General features: G+C 63.8%; 20 protein-coding genes. 15 read left to right on the top strand and 5 right to left on the bottom strand.

Annotation, left to right across the window (positions count from 1 at the left end):
- Window positions 1-36: 36 nt before the first annotated feature.
- Window positions 37-1,863 (bottom strand): monovalent cation:proton antiporter-2 (CPA2) family protein, encoded by a 1,827-nt coding sequence (locus M8997_RS15810; protein WP_250015154.1) that lies wholly within the window; start codon window positions 1,861-1,863, stop codon window positions 37-39.
- A gap of 153 nt (window positions 1,864-2,016) precedes the next feature.
- Here M8997_RS15810 and M8997_RS15805 point away from each other — a divergent pair, with 153 nt between their 5' ends.
- Genes M8997_RS15805 through lpxK form a run of 6 tightly spaced genes read left to right on the top strand, consistent with a single transcriptional unit; the run spans window position 2,017 to window position 7,601 of the window.
- Entirely contained in the window at window positions 2,017-3,360 is a 1,344-nt protein-coding gene (locus tag M8997_RS15805; protein ID WP_250015152.1) for a TldD/PmbA family protein, read from the top strand.
- Complete coding sequence (locus M8997_RS15800) at window positions 3,347-4,156, top strand: 3'(2'),5'-bisphosphate nucleotidase CysQ (protein ID WP_250015149.1); 810 nt, start codon at window positions 3,347-3,349, stop codon at window positions 4,154-4,156. The genes M8997_RS15805 and M8997_RS15800 overlap by 14 nt, the downstream gene beginning before the upstream one ends.
- Before the next feature lie 39 nt (window positions 4,157-4,195).
- Window positions 4,196-4,441, top strand: a complete 246-nt coding sequence (locus tag M8997_RS15795; RefSeq protein WP_250015146.1) for a DUF4170 domain-containing protein — start codon at window positions 4,196-4,198, stop codon at window positions 4,439-4,441.
- Window positions 4,442-4,462: 21 nt separating this feature from the next.
- Complete coding sequence (locus tag M8997_RS15790) at window positions 4,463-5,239, top strand: lysophospholipid acyltransferase family protein (protein WP_250015144.1); 777 nt, start codon at window positions 4,463-4,465, stop codon at window positions 5,237-5,239.
- On the top strand, window positions 5,232-6,554 hold the full coding sequence (gene waaA, locus M8997_RS15785; RefSeq protein ID WP_250015142.1) for a lipid IV(A) 3-deoxy-D-manno-octulosonic acid transferase: 1,323 nt from the start codon (window positions 5,232-5,234) through the stop codon (window positions 6,552-6,554). Before M8997_RS15790 ends, waaA begins: the two co-directional genes overlap by 8 nt.
- 15 nt (window positions 6,555-6,569) lie before the next feature.
- Complete coding sequence (gene lpxK / locus M8997_RS15780; RefSeq protein ID WP_250015140.1) at window positions 6,570-7,601, top strand: tetraacyldisaccharide 4'-kinase; 1,032 nt, start codon at window positions 6,570-6,572, stop codon at window positions 7,599-7,601.
- On the opposite strand, the gene M8997_RS15775 is transcribed toward lpxK, so the two are convergent.
- The 3 genes from M8997_RS15775 to mutL form a co-directional block, all read right to left on the bottom strand.
- The gene (locus M8997_RS15775) at window positions 7,583-8,017 is read right to left on the bottom strand and encodes a YbaY family lipoprotein (RefSeq protein ID WP_250015138.1); all 435 of its coding nucleotides are present in this window, start codon (window positions 8,015-8,017) and stop codon (window positions 7,583-7,585) included. The genes lpxK and M8997_RS15775 overlap by 19 nt on opposite strands.
- Window positions 8,014-8,250, bottom strand: a complete 237-nt coding sequence (locus M8997_RS15770; RefSeq protein WP_250015136.1) for a DUF2093 domain-containing protein — start codon at window positions 8,248-8,250, stop codon at window positions 8,014-8,016. Before M8997_RS15770 ends, M8997_RS15775 begins: the two co-directional genes overlap by 4 nt.
- A 78-nt stretch (window positions 8,251-8,328) precedes the next feature.
- Window positions 8,329-10,185 (bottom strand): DNA mismatch repair endonuclease MutL, encoded by a 1,857-nt coding sequence (gene mutL / locus M8997_RS15765; protein WP_250015134.1) that lies wholly within the window; start codon window positions 10,183-10,185, stop codon window positions 8,329-8,331.
- A 136-nt stretch (window positions 10,186-10,321) separates the two neighbouring features.
- Here mutL and M8997_RS15760 point away from each other — a divergent pair, with 136 nt between their 5' ends.
- On the top strand, window positions 10,322-11,512 hold the full coding sequence (locus M8997_RS15760; RefSeq protein ID WP_250015131.1) for an acyl-CoA dehydrogenase: 1,191 nt from the start codon (window positions 10,322-10,324) through the stop codon (window positions 11,510-11,512).
- Between the two features lies 1 nt (window position 11,513).
- The gene (locus tag M8997_RS15755; protein WP_250015129.1) at window positions 11,514-12,368 is read left to right on the top strand and encodes an MBL fold metallo-hydrolase; all 855 of its coding nucleotides are present in this window, start codon (window positions 11,514-11,516) and stop codon (window positions 12,366-12,368) included.
- Between the two features lie 27 nt (window positions 12,369-12,395).
- Here M8997_RS15755 and M8997_RS15750 read toward each other — a convergent pair whose 3' ends face one another.
- Window positions 12,396-12,734, bottom strand: a complete 339-nt coding sequence (locus M8997_RS15750) for a TIGR01244 family sulfur transferase (protein WP_250015127.1) — start codon at window positions 12,732-12,734, stop codon at window positions 12,396-12,398.
- A 114-nt stretch (window positions 12,735-12,848) separates the two neighbouring features.
- On the opposite strand from M8997_RS15750, the gene M8997_RS15745 reads away from it, so the two are divergent.
- The 7 genes from M8997_RS15745 to M8997_RS15715 all read left to right on the top strand — a co-directional run bounded on the left by M8997_RS15745 (window position 12,849) and on the right by M8997_RS15715 (window position 21,644).
- Window positions 12,849-13,745: a LysR family transcriptional regulator gene (locus M8997_RS15745; RefSeq protein WP_250015125.1), complete on the top strand. Its 897-nt coding sequence runs from the start codon at window positions 12,849-12,851 to the stop codon at window positions 13,743-13,745.
- Between the two features lie 103 nt (window positions 13,746-13,848).
- Complete coding sequence (locus M8997_RS15740) at window positions 13,849-14,322, top strand: formate dehydrogenase subunit gamma (protein WP_250015123.1); 474 nt, start codon at window positions 13,849-13,851, stop codon at window positions 14,320-14,322.
- A complete protein-coding gene (locus M8997_RS15735; RefSeq protein WP_250015121.1) occupies window positions 14,319-15,875 on the top strand; it encodes an NADH-quinone oxidoreductase subunit NuoF in 1,557 nt (518 codons plus the stop codon). Before M8997_RS15740 ends, M8997_RS15735 begins: the two co-directional genes overlap by 4 nt.
- 9 nt (window positions 15,876-15,884) lie before the next feature.
- Window positions 15,885-18,761, top strand: coding sequence for a formate dehydrogenase subunit alpha (gene fdhF, locus M8997_RS15730; RefSeq protein ID WP_250015119.1), 2,877 nt, complete (start codon window positions 15,885-15,887; stop codon window positions 18,759-18,761).
- A 2-nt stretch (window positions 18,762-18,763) separates the two neighbouring features.
- Entirely contained in the window at window positions 18,764-19,705 is a 942-nt protein-coding gene (gene fdhD / locus M8997_RS15725) for a formate dehydrogenase accessory sulfurtransferase FdhD (RefSeq protein ID WP_256473326.1), read from the top strand.
- Entirely contained in the window at window positions 19,698-19,946 is a 249-nt protein-coding gene (locus tag M8997_RS15720; RefSeq protein ID WP_250015117.1) for a formate dehydrogenase subunit delta, read from the top strand. The genes fdhD and M8997_RS15720 overlap by 8 nt, the downstream gene beginning before the upstream one ends.
- 45 nt (window positions 19,947-19,991) lie before the next feature.
- The gene (locus M8997_RS15715) at window positions 19,992-21,644 is read left to right on the top strand and encodes an OFA family MFS transporter (protein WP_250015116.1); all 1,653 of its coding nucleotides are present in this window, start codon (window positions 19,992-19,994) and stop codon (window positions 21,642-21,644) included.
- Window positions 21,645-21,713: the final 69 nt, after the last annotated feature.

Below are 21,713 nucleotides of genomic sequence, written 5' to 3'. Positions count from 1 at the left end.
GGTCCAATCATCAGGGGCCTGATCGTCAGGGCTTGATCATTCGGCTGGCTCCGACGCCGGTTCGGCGGCGGCGCCTTCGGCGAGATCGATGCGTTTCGATTCCCGCAGCGGCTTGATCAAGGGCTCGGGCGTGACCGGACGCGTCAGCAGCAGGTCATTGCCGGCGGCAAGCCCTTGCGATGCCTGTATGTGCAGGCGGTCCTCGTCACGGCGGCGGATGTCCTCCATGATCTCATGGGCGAGCTCTTCCCGCACGCCCAGTTCTTCCAGCGCACGCCTGCCGAAGACAAGGCCGGACTCGAAGGTTTCGCGCAGTTCATAATGCACGCCGCGGCTGCGCAGCTTCAAGGTGTGGACACGATCATAGGAGCGCACGAAGAGCTTGATATCGGGATATTCGGCCTGGATGAGCTCGACGATCCTGTCGGTCGTCTCCTTCCTGTGGGTGCAGACGGCGACGATCTTCGCCTGCCTTATGCCCGCCGCCTCCAGCACTTCCTTGCGCGTGCCATCGCCGAAATAGATGCGGAAGCCGAATTTCTCGGCAGAGCGGATGCGGTCGGCGGAGGCGTCGATGACGGTGACGGCCGATCCGCCTGCCAGCAGGATCTGCGCCGCTATCTGGCCGTAGCGCGAGAAGCCGATCATCATCACATCGGCGCCGGCGCCGTCGAAATTCTCTTCGATTTCGTCGCCGCTGTCCCTGTTGACGAGGAACCTGTTGCCCAGCGCTACCGATAGCGGCATCACGGCCATGGAAAGCGTGGTGATGGCGACGAGTTCGGATGCGAGATCCTCGCCCATCAGCCCGGCCGCGGCGGCGGCGGAAAACAGCACGAAACCAAATTCACCGCCCTGCGGCAGGAAGAATGCCACGCGGATCGCGTCATTGTGATTGCTGCCGAAGAGGCGGGCGAGGACATAGACCAGCAGCGCCTTGACCGCCATGAAGATCGGCACGGCGAGAAAGATGCTCAACCAATTGTTGAGGATCACGCCGAGATCGAGCGAGAGGCCGACGGCCATGAAGAACAGGCCGAGGAAGACGCCGCGAAACGGCTCGATATCGGCTTCGAGTTCGTGCCGGTAGGAGGATTCGGCAAGCAGCACGCCGGCGATGAATGCACCCATGGCCATCGAGAGGCCGGCAAACTGCATCAGCGTCGCGGCGCCGAGCACGACGAAGAGCGCGGCCGCGATCATCACTTCGCGGGCGCCGGTATTGGCGATGAAGCGGAACAGCGGATTGAGCAGGTAGCGGCCGACGGCGATGATCGCGCCGATGCAGATCACCGCGATGAGAAAATTGCCGAGCGGGTCCGCCTGCTGCGTCGCCGATCCCGGTGCGAGGACCGGGACCATGGCCAGCAGCGGCACGATCGCCAGATCCTGGAACAGCAGGATGGCGAACGACACCTGGCCGTGGGGCATGGTGGTTTCGCCGCGCTCCTCCAGGATCTGCATGGCGAAGGCGGTGGAAGACAGGGCGAGGCCGAAGCCGGTGATCACCGCCGCCTGCCAGCTCATCAGCGCCAGCGCGACGATCAGTCCGGTCAATGCCGCACCGGTGACGAGAACCTGCGCCGCGCCAAGGCCGAAGATCGCGTGGCGCAGGGTCCACAGCCGCGACGGCTTGAGTTCGAGCCCGATGACGAACAGCAGGAAGACGACGCCGAGCTCGGAGAAATGCAATACCTGTTCACCGTCGGTAATCAGATTGGCGACCGGCCCGATCAGCAGCCCGGCAGCCAGGTAGCCCAGCACGGTTCCGAGGCCGAGCCGCTTGAAAAGCGGCGCTGCAATGATCGCGCCGGCCAGAAGGGCCAGGGCCTGGAAATAGAGATTGCCGCTTTCTGAAAGCATCCGATATGAATCCGGTATCTGACAAGTTCTGGCGCTCGTTGGGCTCGTTTGCCTTGATAGACCCCGATTTGCACCATATAGGGGGAGGAAGTGGTCTGATCTTCGTCAGATAAGTCCTCGTATCCTATCATGCAATCAACCATAGGGATGATAATGGTCGAGCCGGTCAATTCGCGCGAATTCATAGACAATGCCACAGCGTTGGTCGAAGCTGCAAGGCGCGCCGGTGCCGATGCCGCCGATGCGGTGGTGGTGCGTTCGCGCTCGACGAGCGTCAGCGTCCGGCTCGGCAAGGTCGAATCGACCGACGCCTCCGAAAGCGACGAATTTGCGCTGCGCGTCTTCGTCGGCCGCCGCATCGCCAGCATTTCCGCCAATGGCGGCGCCGACCCCGAAACATTGGCCGCGCGCGCCGTCGCCATGGCGAAAGTCGCCCCGGAAGACGCTTTCGAGGGCCTCGCGGCGACGGAGGAGCTGGCGCGGCAATATCGCGATCTCGAACTTTATGATCCGACCACGGTCGATGCGGCGCAATTGACGCAGGCCGCGCTAGCGGCCGAAGAGGCAGCGCTCGCGGTGGAAGGCGTTACCAATTCGGGCGGCAGTTCCGCCTCGGCCGGCATGGGCGGCCTCGTCCTCGTCACCTCCGGCGGCTTTTCCGGCCATTATATGGGCTCGCGTTTCTCGCGTTCGGTCAGCGCCATCGCCGGCAGCGGCACGGGCATGGAGCGCGACTACGACTTCTCCTCGCGCCTCTATTTCGGCGAACTCGAAGACCCCGCCGCCATAGGCCGTTCCGCCGGCGAGCGGGCCGTGAGGAGGCTGAACGCCCGCCAGGCCGCCACGGGCAGGGTGAAGGTCGTCTACGATCCGCGCGTCGCCCGCGGCATTGCCAGCCATATCGCCAGCGCCATCAATGGCAGCTCGGTCGCGCGCAAGACCAGCTTCCTGAAAGACCGCATGGGCACGCAGATATTGAGCAGTTCCATCCATGTCACGGACGATCCGCTGCGGGTCCGGGGGCCGAACTCCCGGCCCTTCGATGGCGAAGGCGTCGAAGGCGTCCCGCTGGCGATGGTCGAAGACGGTGTGCTCCGGCACTGGCTGCTTTCGGGCTCCACGGCGCGCGAACTCGGCCTGCAGGGCAATGGCCGCGGCGTCCGTTCCGGCTCTTCCGTCGTTCCGTCCGCAACGAATTTCGCCATCGAGCCCGGGGAGAAATCTCCCGGGGAATTGATCAGGGATGTGGGCACCGGCTTCTATTGCACCGAGCTTTTCGGCCAGGGCGTCGATATGGTGACCGGCGAATATAGCCGCGGCGCCTCCGGCTACTGGATCGAGAACGGCGAAATCACCTATCCGGTGAGCGAGGTCACCATCGCCTCCAATCTCAAGGACATGTTCCTCAACCTCGTCGCCGCCAACGATATCGACCGCAATTTCGGTATCGCCAGCCCGACACTCGTCATCGAAGGCATGACACTTGCCGGAAAGTGAACAAAACAGACTGGATCTCGAACTGATCCGCGAAGCGGCGATGGGCGCCGGCCGCATCGCCATGTCGTTCTTCCAGCAGTCGCCGCAGACCTGGCTGAAATCCGGCAATTCGCCGGTCACCGAGGCCGATCTGGCGGTAGACCGCTACCTGAAGGACATGCTTCTGGCGGCGCGCCCCGATTATGGCTGGATTTCCGAGGAGACGGTGGACGAGCGCTCTTCCTCGCCCTGGCAGCGCCTGTTCGTCGTCGATCCCATCGATGGAACCCGGGATTTCATCGGCGGCGGCAATGTCTGGTGCATCAGTATCGCGGTGATCGAAAACGGCCGCCCCGTCGCCGGAGTGCTCGACTGTCCGGCGCGGGAAGAGGTCATGACGGCGCTGCCGGGGGAAGGCGCATGCCTCAATGGCGGCATCATCCGTTCGCGGCCGCAGACGCGTCCGTTTCGCGTGGCGGCGCCGGGCCAGTACCTGAAGAAGCTGCCGCGCGAGTTCCAGGACGCCATCGAGCATGCGCCTCATATCGCGTCGCTGGCCTATCGTCTGGCCATGGTGGCGCGGGGCGATCTGGCGGGCACTTTCGTGCGGCCCAACTCGCATGACTGGGATCTGGCGGCGGCCGATCTCATACTTTCGGAGGCGGGCGGGCGCGTCTTGACAGCGGCGGGAGAAGCGCTCACCTACGGGCGGCACGATGCCGAGCGTGGCGATTATCGGCACGGGGCGCTGGTCGCTTCCGGCGCCTCGTTCATGGACGACATGTTGAAAGTTGCCGCCGCGACGACCTTCGGCTAGAAAGTGCACTGAATTCACCAACTATTTGGATAGGTAAAAATGAGTGATACATCGGCTCCCAAGCAGCTGCTCCATCTGGTTTTCGGCGGCGAGTTGAAGAAACTCGGAGAGGTGGAGTTCCGCGACCTCGATGATCTCGACATCGTCGGCATTTATCCCAATTTCGACAGCGCCCACCGCGCCTGGAAGGCCAAGGCCCAGCAGACCGTGGACAATGCCCATATGCGCTATTTCATCGTCCACATGCACAGGCTGCTCGACCCGGAAACGGGCAAGCCGAGCTGACGCGTGAAACCCGAAAGCCATATGATCGACAACGACGCGGTCGTGACCAGCAAGCGGCGCAAGAAGCCGGGACTGCTCAAGCGGTTCTGGCGGTCCATACGCGGCCCGCTTGCCAACTCGCCGCTGGTGCGCACCATGATCGTGTGGCTGATCACCCAGTTCTTCCGGCTGGTGAATGCAACCAATCCGCGATTGCCGGGATCGTCACAACTCGATGACATGAAGCGCGGCGGCGAGCCCTTCATCGCCGTCGCCTGGCACGGCCAGCACCTGATGGCGCCCTTCCTGATGCCGGACGGCGTGCGCTTCGCCGCCATGTTCTCGCGCAGCAAGGATGCGGAACTGAATGCACGCGTTGCCGAACGGTTCGGCGTGGACATCATCCGTGGATCGGGCGGCAGGGACAGGAGCAGCGGGACGAAGAAGGGTGGCGCGCGGGCGCTGCTTGCCTTGAAAAACGCCCTCAAGGAGGGCAAGACAGCAGCGATGATCGCCGATATTCCCCATGGGACGCCGCGCGATTCCGGTATCGGCGTCGTGTTGCTGGCCAAATTGTCCGGCCGACCGATCATTCCTATCTGCTATCTGACGTCACGGCGAAAAGTTCTGGAAAAGAGCTGGGACAAGACGACAATTCCATTGCCGTTCGGCAAGTCAGGCCTGATCGTGGGCGATCCGATTTTCGTACCCCAGGATGCCGATGACGCCGTGCTTGAAGCAAAAAGGATCGAATTGACCAATAGTTTGAATGCCAATACGGCCAGAGTCCATGAACTGGTGGATGGTGCGCATGAGTGAGAGATGGGCACGTATCGCGCTGGGCACATATCGTTGGGCCGGTGCGCTCGCATTTCCCGTGGTCGGTCCCTACATCGCCTTCCGCGCGAGCAAGGGCAAGGAGGAGCGCGGGCGGCAAGGCGAACGCTATGGCGTCGCCAGCGTGGCGCGTCCGCAGGGTCCGCTTGTCTGGGTGCATGCGGCCAGCGTCGGCGAGACGTCGGCGGTCACGCCGCTGGTCGAAACCATCGCCGACATGGGCATCCATGTCGTCCTGACGACGGCGACGGTAACCTCGGCGAAAATGGTGCAGGAGCGGCTGGGCGACCGCGTCATCCATCAATATGTGCCGCTCGACCTGAAACCGGCGGTGGACCGCTTCCTCAGCCATTGGCAGCCGGATCTCGCGGTCATCTGCGAATCCGAAATCTGGCCGATGACGATCCTCGAACTCGGCAAGCGCCGTGTTCCGCAGGTGCTGGTCAATGGCCGCCTGTCGGACAAGTCCTTTGCGGCCTGGCACAAGCGCGCCTCGATCGCCGAAGCGCTGTTCGAGAACCTGGCGCATGTCGTTGCCCAGTCGGATGTGGATGGCGAGCGTTTCCGCGCGCTCGGGGCGCGGCCCGTCACCGTTTCGGGCAATCTCAAGGTCGACACGGCCATTCCGCCGGTCAACGAAGCCGAACTCGAAGCGCTGCAGGGCATGATCGGGCCACGCAAGACCTGGGCCGCCATCTCCACCCATCAGGGCGAGGAGGAGATCGTGGCGCAGGTGCACCAGATGCTGAAGGCGCGCCACCGCGACCTGTTGACGATACTGGTGCCGCGCCATCCGGACCGCGCGCCCGAGATCGTCGCCGAGATCGAGAAACTCGGGCTGAACATCGCCTTGCGCAGCCGGGGAGATGTCATTCGGCCGGATACGGACATTTATCTCGGCGATACGATCGGCGACATGGGCCTCTACCTTCGGCTGGCCGAGATTTCGTTCGTCGGCCGCTCCCTCACGGCGCAGGGCGGGCAGAACCCGCTGGAGCCGGCCATGCTGCAATCGGCGATCCTTTCGGGCCGGAATGTGCAGAACTTCCGCGAGTCCTACCAGCGCCTCATCAAGAACGGTGCGGCGAAGCTGGTGCGCGACCGCGACATGCTGGCCGGGGCGGTCAACTACCTCTTCAACAATCCCGACGAGCGCCGCGTCATGATCGAGGCCGGCGTCAAGACCGTCGAGGATATGCGCGGCGCCCTGGCGCGGACGATGACCGCGCTTGAGCCCTTCATCCAGCCTCTGGTGCTCCAGGCCCGGCTCGGCAATCGCGAAGGCGCCTGGAAATGATGGAGGCGGGGCGCCATGGTCAGTGAAGCGCCGCCGTTCTGGTGGGAAAAGCCGGACTGGCGCGCTCTTGCCCTCAGCCCCCTTGCCAGCATTTACGGTGCGGTCGCCGGACGCCGTATCCGGCGGGCGCATCCGCCCGCGATTTCGGCGCCGGTCCTGTGCATCGGCAATTTCACCGTCGGCGGCGCGGGCAAGACCCCCACTGCGATAGCCTTCGCCAAGGCCGCAGCCGCATCCGGCCTGCGCCCGGGCATCGTCTCGCGCGGCTATGGCGGCGCCTATTCGGGGGCGCACCGGGTCGATCCCGATCATGATTCAGCCCATCTGGTGGGCGATGAGCCATTGCTCCTCGCCAGGCATGCGCCCGTTGTCGTTTCGGCCGACCGTTTCGCCGGCGCGCAGCAATTGCAGGCGGCGCAGTGCGATTTCATCATCATGGATGACGGCTTCCAGAGTGCCCGCCTGCATTTTGACTATGCGCTGATGGTCGTCGATGCAGGGCGCGGCATAGGCAATGGCCATGTCCTTCCCGCCGGGCCGTTGCGGGCGCCGCTCGTCGATCAATTGGTGCGCACCGATGCGGTTCTGAAGATCGGCCGCGGCGAGGGCGGCGACATGGTGGTGCGCCGCGCCGCGCGGGCGGCAAAGCCCATCCACGAGGCCATCCTGCAGCCGGTGGCGTTGTCGGGAGTGAAAGGGCCGCTCCTTGCCTTCGCCGGCATCGGCGACCCCGGCAAGTTCTATGCGACGCTCAGCGACAGCGGCGCGGCGGTCGCCGCCACCCGGTCATTCCCCGATCACCACCCCTATACGGAAGAGGATGTCGCCGAACTGACGCGGGAGGCGGCGGAGAAGGGCTTGCAATTGGTCACCACGGCCAAGGATCATGTGCGGCTGCTCGGCGGCGGGGCGGCCGCGAAGAAGCTGGCGGATGAGATATTGGTGCTGGAGGTGGAGCTTTCGTTCGGCCAGCCGCAGATGCCGCTGAACATCATCCGCGAAACGTGCGCGCGTGCAAAGACGCGGGCCTACAATCCGCCGCGATAGCTGCGGTAGCGCAAGGGGCTCTCGCGCATGGGAATATCGAGCCGGCTTGCCGATGTCTGGCTGTACTGCCGGTCATTGGTGAAGTGTACCCGGCCGCCATCGCGGATTTCGGCATAGACCGCTACCCGGCCCGAACCGGCCGGAACGGCGATTTCATAGGGCACGGGAAAATGCCCGCTGACGCCCTTGCGAAAGCTCGTCCTGGCGATCACCCGATCGGCAAGGCCGCCGGCCACGTCATAGGCCGTGATAAAGATCACCGAGCTTGCCGACAGTCTGGAATAGGGCGGCCCGACGAGATCGCCGCCGATGGTTTTCGCGGGGCCGCTGAACGAAGGCGGCTCGGCCGGTCCCGTCGATGTACAGGCGGCGGCGACGATGCCCACCAATGCCAGCATGGCGCCGCGGCGTATCATCCTTTCGACCTCTGGCGCAGCGATGGATTGGTCTCCAGCTCGCGCTCAAAGGAGATGCGGGCGTCGGCATAGGCTTCCTGCCGCGCGACGCTCCAATATTTCAGCTCGTCGAGCGGGATCTTCTCCGCGGTGATGGAGCAAAGCACATAGGCACCCGGCGACAGCACCTGGAAATCGCCGTCGAGGTAGCGGATCTTGGCTTCGCGCGAGCCGGGGCCTTCAAATCGGTTCATCGAATTCGTTCCAGTTCAAGTTCCAGTTATTTATGGCCTGTGCCGGGGGACGGTCAAGTCCGGGCCGCCGGCACCGCCTCATCGCCGGCCGAAGAGACGCTCTATGTCGGTCAGTTTCAGCTCTATATAGGTCGGGCGGCCGTGATTGCAGGTACCGGAACCGGGCGTCTGTTCCATCTGCCGCAGCAGCGCGTTCATTTCCTCCGGCTTCAATCGACGGCCGGCGCGCACCGATCCATGGCAGGCCATCGTCGCCGCCACATGGTCGAGAATGGCCTTGAGCCCGTCGGACGTATCATGTTCGGCGATCTCGTCGGCGAGGTCGCGGATCAGGCGCTGGACATCGACTTCCCCGAGCATCGACGGCGTCTCGCGCACCGCCACCGCGCCGGGGCCGAAGGCCTCGATGCCGAGACCGAACCGCGCCAGCGCTTCGGCATGGGCGACGAGCCTCCCGGCATCCTCCTCGGGCAGGTCCACGATCTCCGGGATAAGCAGCATCTGCGCCGGCAGCGGCCGCGAATGCAGCGCATTCTTCAGCGCCTCGTAGACGAGCCGCTCATGCGCTGCGTGCTGATCGACGATGACCAGGCTGTCGTCCGTCTGGGATACGATATAATTGGCATGCACCTGCGCCCGCGCAGCACCGAGCGGCATCGTCGTCAATTCGGGCGGAGCCTCGCTGACGCCGGCGCGCATATCCGCTGCCAGCGCCTCGGACGGCCGATAGAGGAATTCCGCTGCGCTTTCGGCAAGGCCGAATGTCTCCGGCGCCGCTGCGCTCTCCGCCATGGGCCGATAGGGGGAGGTTTCGAGCGAGTAGTTCGCATTCCGCGCAGCGCTGCCACCCTGCCAGAATTGTTGAGGCTGGGGCGCGGGCGACGATCCGCCAAGCTTGAACGATTGCAGCATGGCCGAGGCGCCGCTGGTGGCGGCGCGGATGCCCGACTGGGCGAGCGCATCGCGGATGGCGCCGATGATCAGGCCGCGCACGAGGCCGGGATCGCGGAAGCGCACATCGGCCTTCGCCGGATGCACGTTCACGTCGACCAGTTCCGGTTCGATATTGATGAACAGCACCACGACGGGGTGGCGGTCGCGCGACATGACATCCGAATAGGCGGCGCGGATCGCGCCCCAGATCTGCTTGTCGCGGATCGGCCGCCCGTTGACATAGGCGAACTGCTGCAGGCTGTTGGCGCGGTTGAAAGACGGGATGCCGACGAAGCCGGACAGCCGCACATCTTCGCGCATCGCATCGATCGCGAGGGCATTGTCGCGGAATTCCCGTCCCAGAATCTGCGATATGCGGGTCATGACGCCCTCGGCGCCGCTGCCGGCCGCCGCTAGCTCGAGCGGCGTGCGGTCGCTGCCGGCGATGGAAAAGCGGATATGCGGGAAGGCGATGGCGATCCGCTTGACGACATCGCTGATCGCCGCCGCTTCGGCGCGGTCGGTCTTCATGAATTTGAGCCGCGCCGGCGTCGCGAAGAACAGGTCGCGGACCTCGGCGATGGTGCCGCCATTCATGGCCGTCGGGCGCGGCCCCGCCATGCGGCCGCCATCGACCATGATCTCGAAGCCGGTATCGGCATCCGGCGTGCGGGATTTCAGCGACAGGCGCGAAATCGAACCGATGGATGGCAGTGCCTCGCCGCGAAATCCCAACGCCCTGATGTCGTGGACATTGTCGGTCAGCTTGGACGTGCAATGGCGCGAAACCGCCAGCGCCAGTTCGTCCGGAACGATGCCCGACCCATCATCGGTGATGCGGATGAGGTTCTTGCCGCCGCCGGCGGTGGCGATGTCGATGCGCGTCGCACCGGCGTCGATGGCGTTTTCGACGAGTTCCTTGACGACGCTGGCCGGCCGCTCGATGACTTCACCGGCGGCGATCTGGTTGATGATGGTCTCTTTGAGCTGTCTGATGGCCATTGCCGATCTATAGCGGATTCGCGTCCGCGCCGGAATCGGTTGCATCCGTACATCCCAACAATATTGCCATGCTCATGATCTGGCCATCGCGGGCGGTTTGATGATAGTTCTCCCTGACTGATTGAGGAGAAGATACATGTCGAGTTCGAAGCCTTCCTTTGTGTGGACCGATCCCTTCCTTCTGGAAGATCAACTGACCGAAGACGAGCGGATGATCCGCGACAGCGCGCGGTCGTTTGCACAGGGGGAGCTGCTGCCGCGCATCGAGGAAGCCTATCTGGAGGAGAAGACCGATCCGGAACTGTTCCGCCTCATGGGCGAGGCCGGGCTCCTCGGCGTGACGCTGCCGGAGGAATATGGCACTGCCGGCGCATCCTATGTGGCCTACGGGCTGGTGGCGCGCGAGGTCGAGCGCGTCGACAGCGGCTATCGCTCCATGATGAGCGTGCAATCCTCGCTGGTGATGTATCCGATCTATGCCTATGGCTCGGAGGAGCAGCGCAGGAAATACCTGCCCAAGCTCGCAAGCGGCGAGTGGATCGGCTGTTTCGGGCTCACCGAACCCGATGCCGGCTCCGATCCTGCCGGCATGAAGACGCGAGCGGAAAAGGTCGCCGACGGCTACCGGCTTTCCGGTTCGAAAATGTGGATTTCCAATTCGCCCATCGCCGACGTCTTCGTCGTCTGGGCGAAATCCGATGCCCATGACGGCCAGATTCGCGGCTTCGTCCTCGAAAAGGGCATGGCCGGGCTTTCGGCGCCGAAGATCGGCGGGAAACTGTCGCTGCGGGCATCCATCACCGGTGAAATCGTGCTCGACGGCGTGGTCGTCGGCGAAGAACAGCTATTGCCCAACGTATCGGGCCTCAAGGGACCTTTCGGCTGCCTCAACCGGGCGCGCTACGGCATCTCCTGGGGCGTGATGGGCGCCGCCGAGGATTGCTGGCAGCGAACGGTGCAGTACGGGCTCGACCGCAAGCAGTTCGGCCGCCCGCTCGCGGCCACGCAGCTGTTCCAGAAGAAATTCGCCGACATGCAGACGGAAATCGCGCTCGGGCTGCAGGCATCGTTGCGCGTCGGCCGGCTGATGGACGAGGACCGGATGGCGCCGGAGATGATCAGCCTCGTCAAGCGCAACAATTGCGGCAAGGCGCTGGATATTGCCCGCGTGGCGCGGGACATGCATGGCGGCAACGGCATCCAGATCGGCTATCACGTCATGCGCCACGCCCAGAATCTCGAGACCGTGAATACCTATGAAGGCACGCATGACGTGCACGCCCTGATCCTCGGCCGCGCCCAGACCGGTATCCAGGCATTCTTCTAGAATGGCGGAACGGCTCGTTCTCCTTGGCACGAAGGGCGGGCCGGCGATACGCCCCGGCGGTCCTTCGCCCACGTCGTCGCTGCTCGAATGCTGCGGCAGGCGGATCGTCGTCGATTGCGGCCTCGGGGTGACGCGCGGGCTGGTGGATGCGGGGATGTCGCTGAAGGATCTCGACATGATTCTCGTGACGCACCTCCATTCCGACCATGTCCTGGAGCTCGGGCCGCTTCTGCACACCGCCTGGACCGCCGGACTTTCGCAGCGCGTGACCGTCCTTGGCCCGGCGGGAACCGACGCCTATTGGGCCGGCTTCCTGCAATCCATGCGCTATGACATCGACCTGCGCATCGAGGACGAAGGCCGGCCCGACCTGCGCCGGCTGGTCGACATCCGGACCTATGCGGAAGGGATCATACTTGAGGACGGGCCGATCAGGATAAGCGCGCTGCGTGTCGATCATCCGCCTGTCGCCGAGGCTTTCGCGCTCAGGATCGAAACCGGGTCCCGAACCATCGTCTTTTCCGGCGATACGGCCTATTTCCCGCCGCTCGCCGCCTTCGCCCGCAATGCCTCGATCCTCGTGCATGAGGCAATGCTGGCACAGGGTATCGACAGGCTCGTCGCCCGCACCGGCAATGGCGCACGGTTGCGGCAGCATCTTGTCGCCAGCCATACGATGGCGGGCGATGCCGGGCGCATCGCGACAGCCGCCAATGCCGGCCATCTCGTCCTGCATCACCTGATCCCCTCGGATGACGCAGCAATAGGCCTTAAGGACTGGACGGAAGCGCTGAGGCACGAATGGAACGGCCGTCTCACCATAGGGCGGGACGGCCTGGTAATTCCGCTCGACTGACCTTTACATCAGGCCGGGCGCTATCGCTCAGCCCTTCTGCTGCTGGACGATGCCGTAAATATTGGTCGAGCGGGCACCGGAGCGGCAATAGGCGAGCACCGGGCCGCCGGTCTCCTCAAGCGCGGCAGCCATGGCATCGACGTCGTCCTGCGTCAGTTGGCCCGATACGACCGGGACATAGTGGATCGGTATGCCCGCCTTTTCGGCAACGCGCGCGATCTCGGCGAAATCGGGCTGGTCGGCGGATTCGCCATCGGGCCTGTTGCAGATGATGGCCTGGTAGCCGGCTGCCGCGATATCGCGAACGTCGTCGGGCGTGATCTGGCCGGTCACGGCATAATTGTCGTCGATCTGACGGATATCCATTTTTTGTCCTTGGAATGTGATCGTTGAAGGCAACATACTACATATTGCTTCGCTTTCCAGTTTAAAGGCATGCTGACTAGCCGGCGCAAGGAGCGGCGGCGCGGAGGGTGGACAATGATCGACAAGCTGGAGTTCTTCATCGCTCTTGCGCACCACAAGCATTTCGGCCGCGCTGCCGAGGAATGCGGCGTCACCCAGCCGACCCTTTCGGCCGCCATCCGCCAATTGGAAAACACGCTCGGCGCCGTCCTGGTGCAGCGCGGTTCCCGCTTCAACGGGCTGACCTCCGAGGGCCAGCGCGTGCTGGAATGGGCGCGGCGGATCGTCGGCGATGCGCGCACGATGCGCGAGGAGATTCGCGCCGCGCATTCCGGGCTTGCCGGGCATTTGCGCATTGCCGCCATCCCGACCGCGCTGGCGATGGTGTCCCGCCTGACGACGCCCTTTCGCGAGAAACATCCGGACGTCACCTTCTCGATCATCTCGCGCACCTCGCTCGAAGTCCTGACCCTTCTCAGCAATTTCGAGATCGATGTCGGCATCAGCTATCTCGACAATGAGCCGCTCGGCCGTGTGACCTCGGTGCCGCTCTACAGCGAGCGCTATCAGCTGATCACGGCGGTGGGGAATGCCTATTCGGACAGGAAATCCGTGACCTGGGCGGAAGTCGGCAGCCTGCCGCTCTGCCTTTTGACCAAGGACATGCAGAACCGGCGCCTGATCAACAAGCATCTGCTGGAGGTCGGCGTCGACGTGCAGCCGACGCTCGAATCCAATTCCATGATCGTGCTCTTCTCCCATATCCGCACCGGCAAATGGGTGAGCATCATGCCGTTGAACCTCGCCGAAAGCCTCGGTTTCGCCGAGCCTATCCGCGCCATCCCCATCGTTGCGCCCGATGCGCGGCACCTCGTCGGCCTCGTCGCCGCCGACCGCGAGCCCCATACGCCGCTCGTATCCGCCCTGTTGCACGAGGCCCGGGCGCTCGCTTCCACCATGGATATGAGTTGATAGAAAATTTCTATCGATCGACGGTACTGCGATATTGATCTGCCGGTTCTTTTTTGATCTGTTCTAAGGAGTGGGAGAGACAATTAGGGAGGGCGCTGCAAAAATGCAAAGCGCAGGTACCGAAATCGCTGCAAGGGCGATAGGTATAATCGATCAATTCAAGAATTTGGAAGGTCCGCTTTTGCCCATCCTGCATGGTTTGCAGGAGGAATTCGGCTATGTGCCTCCCGAATCGTTGCCTATCGTTGCCCAGGCGCTGAATATTTCGCGTGCCGAAGTGCATGGCGTTTTCACCTTCTACCACGATTATCGCGATCATCCGGCGGGACGGCATGTGTTGAAGCTCTGCCGCGCCGAAGCCTGCCAGTCCATGGGCGGCGATGCGCTTGCGGCTCTTGCCAAACAGCAACTCGGCATCGACTGGCACCAGACCACCTCCGACGAGGCGGTCACGCTCGAGCCCATCTATTGTCTCGGCCTGTGCGCATGCGCCCCCGCGGCGATGCTCGACGGCGAGGTGATCGGCCGTCTCGATGCCGAGAAGCTCGAAGAGATAGTGGCCGAGGTGCGCCTATGACCGTGACGATTTTCATTCCACGGGATTCGGGCGCGCTGGCGCTTGGCGCCGACAAGGTCGCGCAGAAGGTCGAAGCGATCATTCGCGAGCGCGGTCTCGATGCGCGCATCGTGCGCAATGGTTCGCGCGGCATGTATTGGCTGGAGCCGCTCGTCGAGGTGGAAACGCCGCGGGGCAGGGTCGCCTATGGTCCGGTCAAGCCGTCCGACGTTGCCGCCCTGTTCGATTCCGGCCTGCTCGAGGGCGGCGTCCATGCGCTCTCCCTTGGCCTGACTGAAGAATTGCCATTCCTGGCCCGCCAGACGCGGCTGACCTTTGCGCGCTGCGGCATAACCGATCCGGTCTCGCTGGAGGATTACCGCAGGCTCGGCGGCCTCGCGGGGCTTGAGGCGGCGCTTGCCATGAACCCCGCCGACATCGTGGCGCAGGTCACGGAGTCGGGTCTGCGCGGTCGCGGCGGCGCTGGCTTTCCCACCGGCATCAAATGGAAGACCGTGCTCGATACGGCTTCGCCGCAGAAATACATTGTCTGCAATGCGGATGAAGGCGACAGCGGCACTTTTGCCGACCGGATGATCATGGAAGGCGATCCCTTCGTCCTGATCGAAGGCATGGTCATCGCCGGCATCGCGGTCGAGGCGACCAAAGGCTACGTCTATATCAGGTCGGAATATCCGCACGCGATCGCCGTGATGAACGAGGCGATCGCCGTCGCCCGCGCGGCAGGCGTTCTCGGCGCCGCCGTGCTCGGCTCGAACCGGGCCTTCGACATGGAAGTGCGGGTTGGAGCCGGCGCCTATGTCTGCGGCGAGGAAACGGCCTTGCTGGAGAGCCTGGAAGGGCGCCGGGGCATCGTCCGCGCCAAGCCGCCGCTTCCGGCGCATAAGGGCCTGTTCGGCCGTCCAACCGTCATCAACAACGTCATTTCGCTGGCTTCCGTGCCGATCATCCTCGACAAGGGCGCGGCGTTCTACAAGAATTTCGGCATGGGCCGTTCGCGCGGCACCATACCGTTGCAGATCGCCGGCAATGTGAAGCATGGCGGTCTTTTCGAAGCGGCGTTCGGGCTGACGCTCGGCGAGATCGTCGAGGATATCGGTGGCGGCACGGCCAGTGGCCGCCCGGTGAAGGCGGTGCAGGTCGGTGGCCCGCTTGGCGCCTATTTCCCCGTCTCGCTGTTCGATACGCCCTTCGACTACGAAGCCTTCGCCGCCCGCGACGGCCTGATCGGCCATGCCGGTCTCGTGGTCTTCGACGATAGTGTCGATATGCTGAAGCAGGCACGCTTCGCCATGGAGTTCTGTGCCGTCGAATCCTGCGGCAAATGCACGCCGTGCCGTATCGGGTCGACGCGCGGCGTCGAGGTGGTCGACCGCCTTGCCGCCAATGTGGAGCCGGAAAAGCAGATCGAGGTGCTGACCGACCTCTGCAACACGATGAAGTTCGGATCATTGTGCGCGCTCGGCGGTTTCACGCCCTATCCGGTCATGAGCGCATTGACGCATTTTCCAGATGATTTTCGCCCGGCGCCGCTCGCCGTCGCTGCGGAGTAGGAGTTAACGATGTCCCTTGTTCACGAAGTAGACTATGGAACGCCCGCCTCCCGCTCGGAGAAGATGGTAAGCCTGACGATCGACGGCGTGGAAGTCACCGTGCCCGAAGGAACGTCGATCATGCGCGCCTCGATGGAGGCCGGCATCAGCGTTCCGAAATTATGCGCCACGGACATGGTGGATGCCTTCGGTTCATGCCGCCTCTGCCTCGTCGAGATCGAAGGCCGCAACGGCACGCCGGCCTCCTGCACGACGCCGGCCATGGACGGGCTGGTGGTGCATACGCAGACCTCGCGGCTGAAAGACATCCGCAAGGGCGTGATGGAACTCTACATTTCTGACCATCCGCTCGACTGCCTCACCTGCGCCGCCAATGGCGATTGCGAATTGCAGGACATGGCCGGGGCGGTGGGCCTGCGCGACGTGCGCTACGGCTATGAGGGCGACAATCACGTCTTCGCCAAGGCCGATGGCGTCGCCAATGATCGCTGGCTGCCGAAGGACGAATCCAACCCCTATTTCACCTATGACCCGGCGAAATGTATCGTCTGCTCGCGCTGCGTGCGCGCCTGCGAGGAAGTGCAGGGCACATTCGCCCTGACCATCGAAGGCCGAGGCTTCGGCAGCCGTGTCGCCAGCGGCGCGCATGAAAGCTTCATCGAGAGCGAATGCGTCTCCTGCGGCGCCTGCGTGCAGGCCTGCCCGACGGCGACCCTCACCGAAAAGTCGGTCATCGCCATCGGCCAGCCGGAACATTCGAAGGTCACGACCTGCGCCTATTGCGGCGTCGGTTGCTCGTTCAAGGCTGAAATGCGCGGCGAGGAACTGGTGCGCATGGTGCCGTACAAGGATGGCAAGGCAAATCGCGGTCATTCCTGCGTGAAGGGCCGGTTCGCCTATGGCTATTCGACCCACAAGGACCGCATCCTCAACCCGATGATCCGCGAAAAAGTCACCGATCCGTGGCGCGAAGTGACCTGGGATGAGGCCTACAAGCATGTGGCGAGCGAGTTCCGCCGCCTGCAATATCAGTATGGCCGGAATTCCGTCGGCGGCATCACTTCCTCTCGCTGCACCAATGAGGAAACGTTCCTCGTGCAGAAACTGGTCCGGGCCGGCTTCGGCAACAACAATGTCGATACCTGCGCACGCGTCTGCCATTCACCGACAGGCTACGGCCTGAAGCAGACGTTCGGCACTTCGGCCGGGACGCAGGATTTCGACAGTGTCGAGCATACGGACGTCGTCGTCGTCATCGGCGCCAATCCGACCGACGGCCACCCCGTATTCGCCTCGCGCTTGAAGAAGCGCCTGCGCAAGGGCGCGAAGCTCATCGTCATCGACCCGCGCCGCATCGATCTCGTGCGGACGCCGCATGTGCAGGCTTCGCACCACCTTGCGCTGCGTCCCGGCACCAATGTCGCCGTGTTGACCTCGCTTGCCCATGTCGTCGTCACCGAAGGCCTGTTCGACGAGGCCTTCATCCGCGAACGTTGCGATTGGGACGAGTTCCAGGATTGGGCGAGCTTCGTCTCCAGCCCCGAGCATAGCCCGGAGGCGACCGAGGAGCTTTCCGGCGTTCCCGCCGAGGAACTGCGCAAGGCCGCGCGCCTTTTCGCCACCGGCGGCAATGGCGCGATCTATTACGGCCTTGGCGTGACCGAGCACAGCCAGGGCTCCACCACGGTGATGGCGATTGCCAACCTCGCAATGGCCACCGGCAATATCGGCCGCAAGGGCGTCGGCGTTAATCCGCTCCGGGGCCAGAACAATGTGCAGGGCTCGTGCGATATGGGCTCGTTCCCGCACGAACTGCCGGGATACCGCCATATCGCCGATGATTCCACCCGCGAGATCTTCGACCGGCTCTGGGGCGTGAAGCTGCAGGACGAGCCCGGCCTGCGCATCCCCAACATGCTGGATGCCGCCGTCGACGGCACCTTCAAGGGCATCTACATCCAGGGCGAGGACATTCTGCAGTCCGACCCGGACACAAGGCATGTGGCGGCAGGTCTCGCCGCGATGGAATGCGTGGTCGTGCACGATCTCTTCCTGAACGAGACGGCCAACTACGCCCATGTGTTCCTTCCCGGCTCGACCTTCCTCGAGAAGGACGGCACCTTCACCAATGCCGAGCGCCGTATCAACCGCGTCCGCAAGGTGATGTCGCCGCTGAACGGCGCCGCCGACTGGGAGGTCACGCAGAACCTTGCCAAGGCAATGGGGCTGAACTGGAACTACACCCATCCTTCCGAGATCATGGCTGAGATCGCGCTGACGACACCAAGCTTCGCCGGCGTTACCTACGATCTCCTCGACAAGGAAGGCTCCGTGCAGTGGCCCTGCAATGAAAAGGCGCCGCTGGGCACGCCGATCATGCATATCGACGGATTTGCGCGCGGCAAGGGCAAGTTCATCCGCACCGAATATGTGGCGACCGACGAGCGCACCGGTCCGCGCTTCCCGCTGCTGTTGACCACGGGGCGAATATTGTCCCAGTACAATGTGGGCGCGCAGACCCGCCGGACCGACAATGTGGTCTGGCATGAGGAAGATCGGCTGGAAATCCATCCGCATGACGCGGAAAACCGTGGCATCAAGACCGGCGATTGGGTTCGCGTTACCAGCCGCGCCGGCGAAACGACGCTGAGGGCGTTGATCACCGATCGCGTATCGCCCGGCGTCGTCTATACGACCTTCCACCACCCATCGACGCAAGCCAACGTCATCACCACGGATTTCTCCGATTGGGCCACCAATTGCCCGGAATACAAGGTCACCGCCGTCCAGGTCGGCGCGTCCAACGGGCCGAGCGACTGGCAGGTGCAATATGACGAACAGGCGCGGCTGAGCCGGCGCATCGCCGTGCTGGACGCGGCCGAATAGCGATGGCATCGCGCCCCACACGGGTCCCGGTGAAGCGCGTGACGCGCCGAGACGCGGCGGGCGGCGGCTTTGCCGGCAATCAGCGCCTGGTGCCGGAGGAAACGCCGGTCGCCTTCAGCTATGGCGGCACCACCCACGCCGTCATGATGGCGACGCCGGCCGATCTCGAGGATTTCGCCGTTGGTTTCAGCCTTTCGGAAGGCATCATCCGTGGGCCGGACGAAATCGAGACCATAGAGGTCGAGGATCATGCGGAAGGCATCGACGTGCAGATACGTCTTGCCGGGGAGGCGGGGCAGGATTTCACCGACCGCCGCCGTCGCATGGCAGGTCCGGTCGGCTGCGGCCTTTGCGGCATCGAGTCGATAGAGCAGGCGCTCAAGCCGGTGGCAACCGTCGCGGCAACCGATCTGCGCCTGACTGCAGCCAATATCGCCGAGGCCACGCGCCTCCTGGCCGATTTTCAACCCCTCCACAAGGATACCGGCGCCGCCCATGCCGCCGGCTTCTACATTCCCGACAAGGGCATCGTCATGGCCCGCGAGGATGTCGGGCGGCACAATGCCCTCGACAAGCTTGCGGGCGGGCTCTGCCGCGGAAGGATCGACGGACGGGCAGGGGCCGTCGTCATAACCAGCCGCGTTTCGGTCGAAATGGTGCAGAAGACGGCGATCATCGGCGCTTCGGTCCTCATCGCGGTCTCGGCGCCGACCGCCCTCGCGATACGGACGGCAGAGCAGGCCGGAATGACGCTGGTGGCGCTTGTTCGCGCCAGCGAGTTCGACGTGTTCACGCGGCCCGACCGCCTTGGCCTCGCGCCCGACGGCAGACCGATCCGCCCCGACGACCACGACCAGCTCGGCGGCAATCACAAGCACAATCCTGATCCGGCGGCCTCGACGCTGGTGCAAAGTCCAACGGTAAAACTGGTGCAATATGGCTAGTGACGCACACAAGACCACAGGCGAAAAGCTGGTTTACATGGCAAACCAGATCGCAACCTTCTTTCACTCGCAGCCGCAGGAACATGCGGCCGACTCCGTTGCCGACCACATAAACCAGTTCTGGGAGCCGCGTATGCGGCAGCAATTGTTCGCGATCCTGGAGCAGGAAGATAACGGCCTCGATCCGCTCGTGATCCAGGCCGCCCATCATATTCGAAGACCAGGGCCGATCCCGGCCTGAACCCATCGCACATTTCAGTTCTGCCAACCTTGGGAGGGGCGTTGCATGTCTGCAATTGATCAAACGGCTGGCTCGTTGGCCAATCCGGGTATTCTCGACAGGGAAAGAATAATCGCCAAGCCGGGGTTCAACCGATGGTTGGTGCCGCCGGCCGCGCTTGCAATCCACCTTTGCATCGGCATGGCCTATGGTTTCAGCGTGTTCTGGCTTCCCCTGTCGCGGGCGATCGGCGTGGAACAATCGGTTGCCTGCGCCGACCTCAATCTGGTGACCGCCCTGTTCACCACCAGTTGCGATTGGCGGGTCAGCGACCTCGGATGGATTTATACGCTGTTCTTCGTTCTCCTCGGCTGTTCCGCCGCGATCTGGGGCGGCTGGCTCGAACGGGCCGGGCCACGCAAGGCCGGCGTCGTCTCGGCGCTGTGCTGGTGCGGCGGCATGCTGCTTGCGGCGATAGGCATCGTCACGCACCAGCTCTGGCTCATGTGGCTCGGCGCCGGCGTCATTGGCGGCATAGGCCTCGGGCTCGGCTATATATCGCCCGTGTCGACGCTGATCAAATGGTTTCCCGACCGGCGCGGCATGGCCACGGGCATGGCGATCATGGGTTTCGGCGGCGGCGCGATGATCGGTGCGCCTCTCGCCAATCTTCTGATGAATTATTTCAGGACGCCGGATTCCGTCGGCGTATGGCAGACGCTGGTCGTCATGGCCGCGGGCTATTTCATCTTCATGATGAGCGGCGCCTTCGGCTATCGCATTCCCCCTGCCAATTGGCGTCCGGATGGCTGGACGCCTCCGGAGAGCAAGAAGGCGATGATCACCACGCGTCACGTGCATCTGCGCGACGCCCACAAGACCAGGCAATTCTGGCTGATCTGGGCCGTGCTCTGCCTCAACGTCTCGGCGGGCATCGGCGTGATCGGCATGGCGTCGCCGATGTTGCAGGAGATCTTCGGCGGACGGCTGATCGGCGCGCCCGATGTCGGCTTCACCCAGCTCGACGCCTCGCAGAAGACCGCCGTCGCTGCCATCGCCGCCGGCTTCACCGGCCTGCTTTCGCTCTTCAATATCGGCGGGCGCTTCTTCTGGGCCTCGCTTTCGGACAGGATCGGCCGCAAGGCGACCTACTATACGTTCTTCGTCCTCGGCATCGCGCTCTATGCCCTGGCGCCGACAGCGGCCCATATCGGCAGCCAGGCGCTTTTCGTCGCCATCTTCTGCATCATCCTGTCGATGTATGGCGGCGGTTTCTCGACCATACCGGCCTATCTGGCCGATATATTCGGCACGCAGTTCGTCGGCGCCATTCACGGCCGCCTGCTCACCGCCTGGGCAACCGCCGGCATCGTCGGCCCCGTGGTGGTCAACTATATCCGCGAATTCCAGATCAGCGCCGGGGTGCCGCGCGACCAGGTCTACGACCGCACCATGTATATCCTGGCGGGGATGCTGGCGCTCGGCCTCATCGCCAACCTGCTGGTGCGGCCGCTCGCCGACAAGTGGTTCATGTCGGATGCCGAGGTCGCTGCCCTGCAGGCAAAGACCAAGTCGGCGGAGGCCGGCGCGTCGGGTTCGTTCGGCATCGGCCATGGCGGTCTCGACGCCAAGGCCGCGCTGGCCTGGGCGGCGGTGGGCATACCGATCCTCTGGGGCGTCTGGGTAACGCTGCAACAGGCCGTCATCCTCTTCCGATAATGCTTGCGAAAGGCCCCGAAAGGGGCCTTTTTCCCGGCCATCGGATGAGGTCGGTTGACAATCATGGCC

It is taken from the genome of Phyllobacterium sp. 21LDTY02-6 (assembly GCF_023554255.2).
In the GTDB taxonomy this organism is placed as follows: domain Bacteria; phylum Pseudomonadota; class Alphaproteobacteria; order Rhizobiales; family Rhizobiaceae; genus Phyllobacterium.
This window is presented reverse-complemented; position numbering and strand designations above follow the sequence as displayed.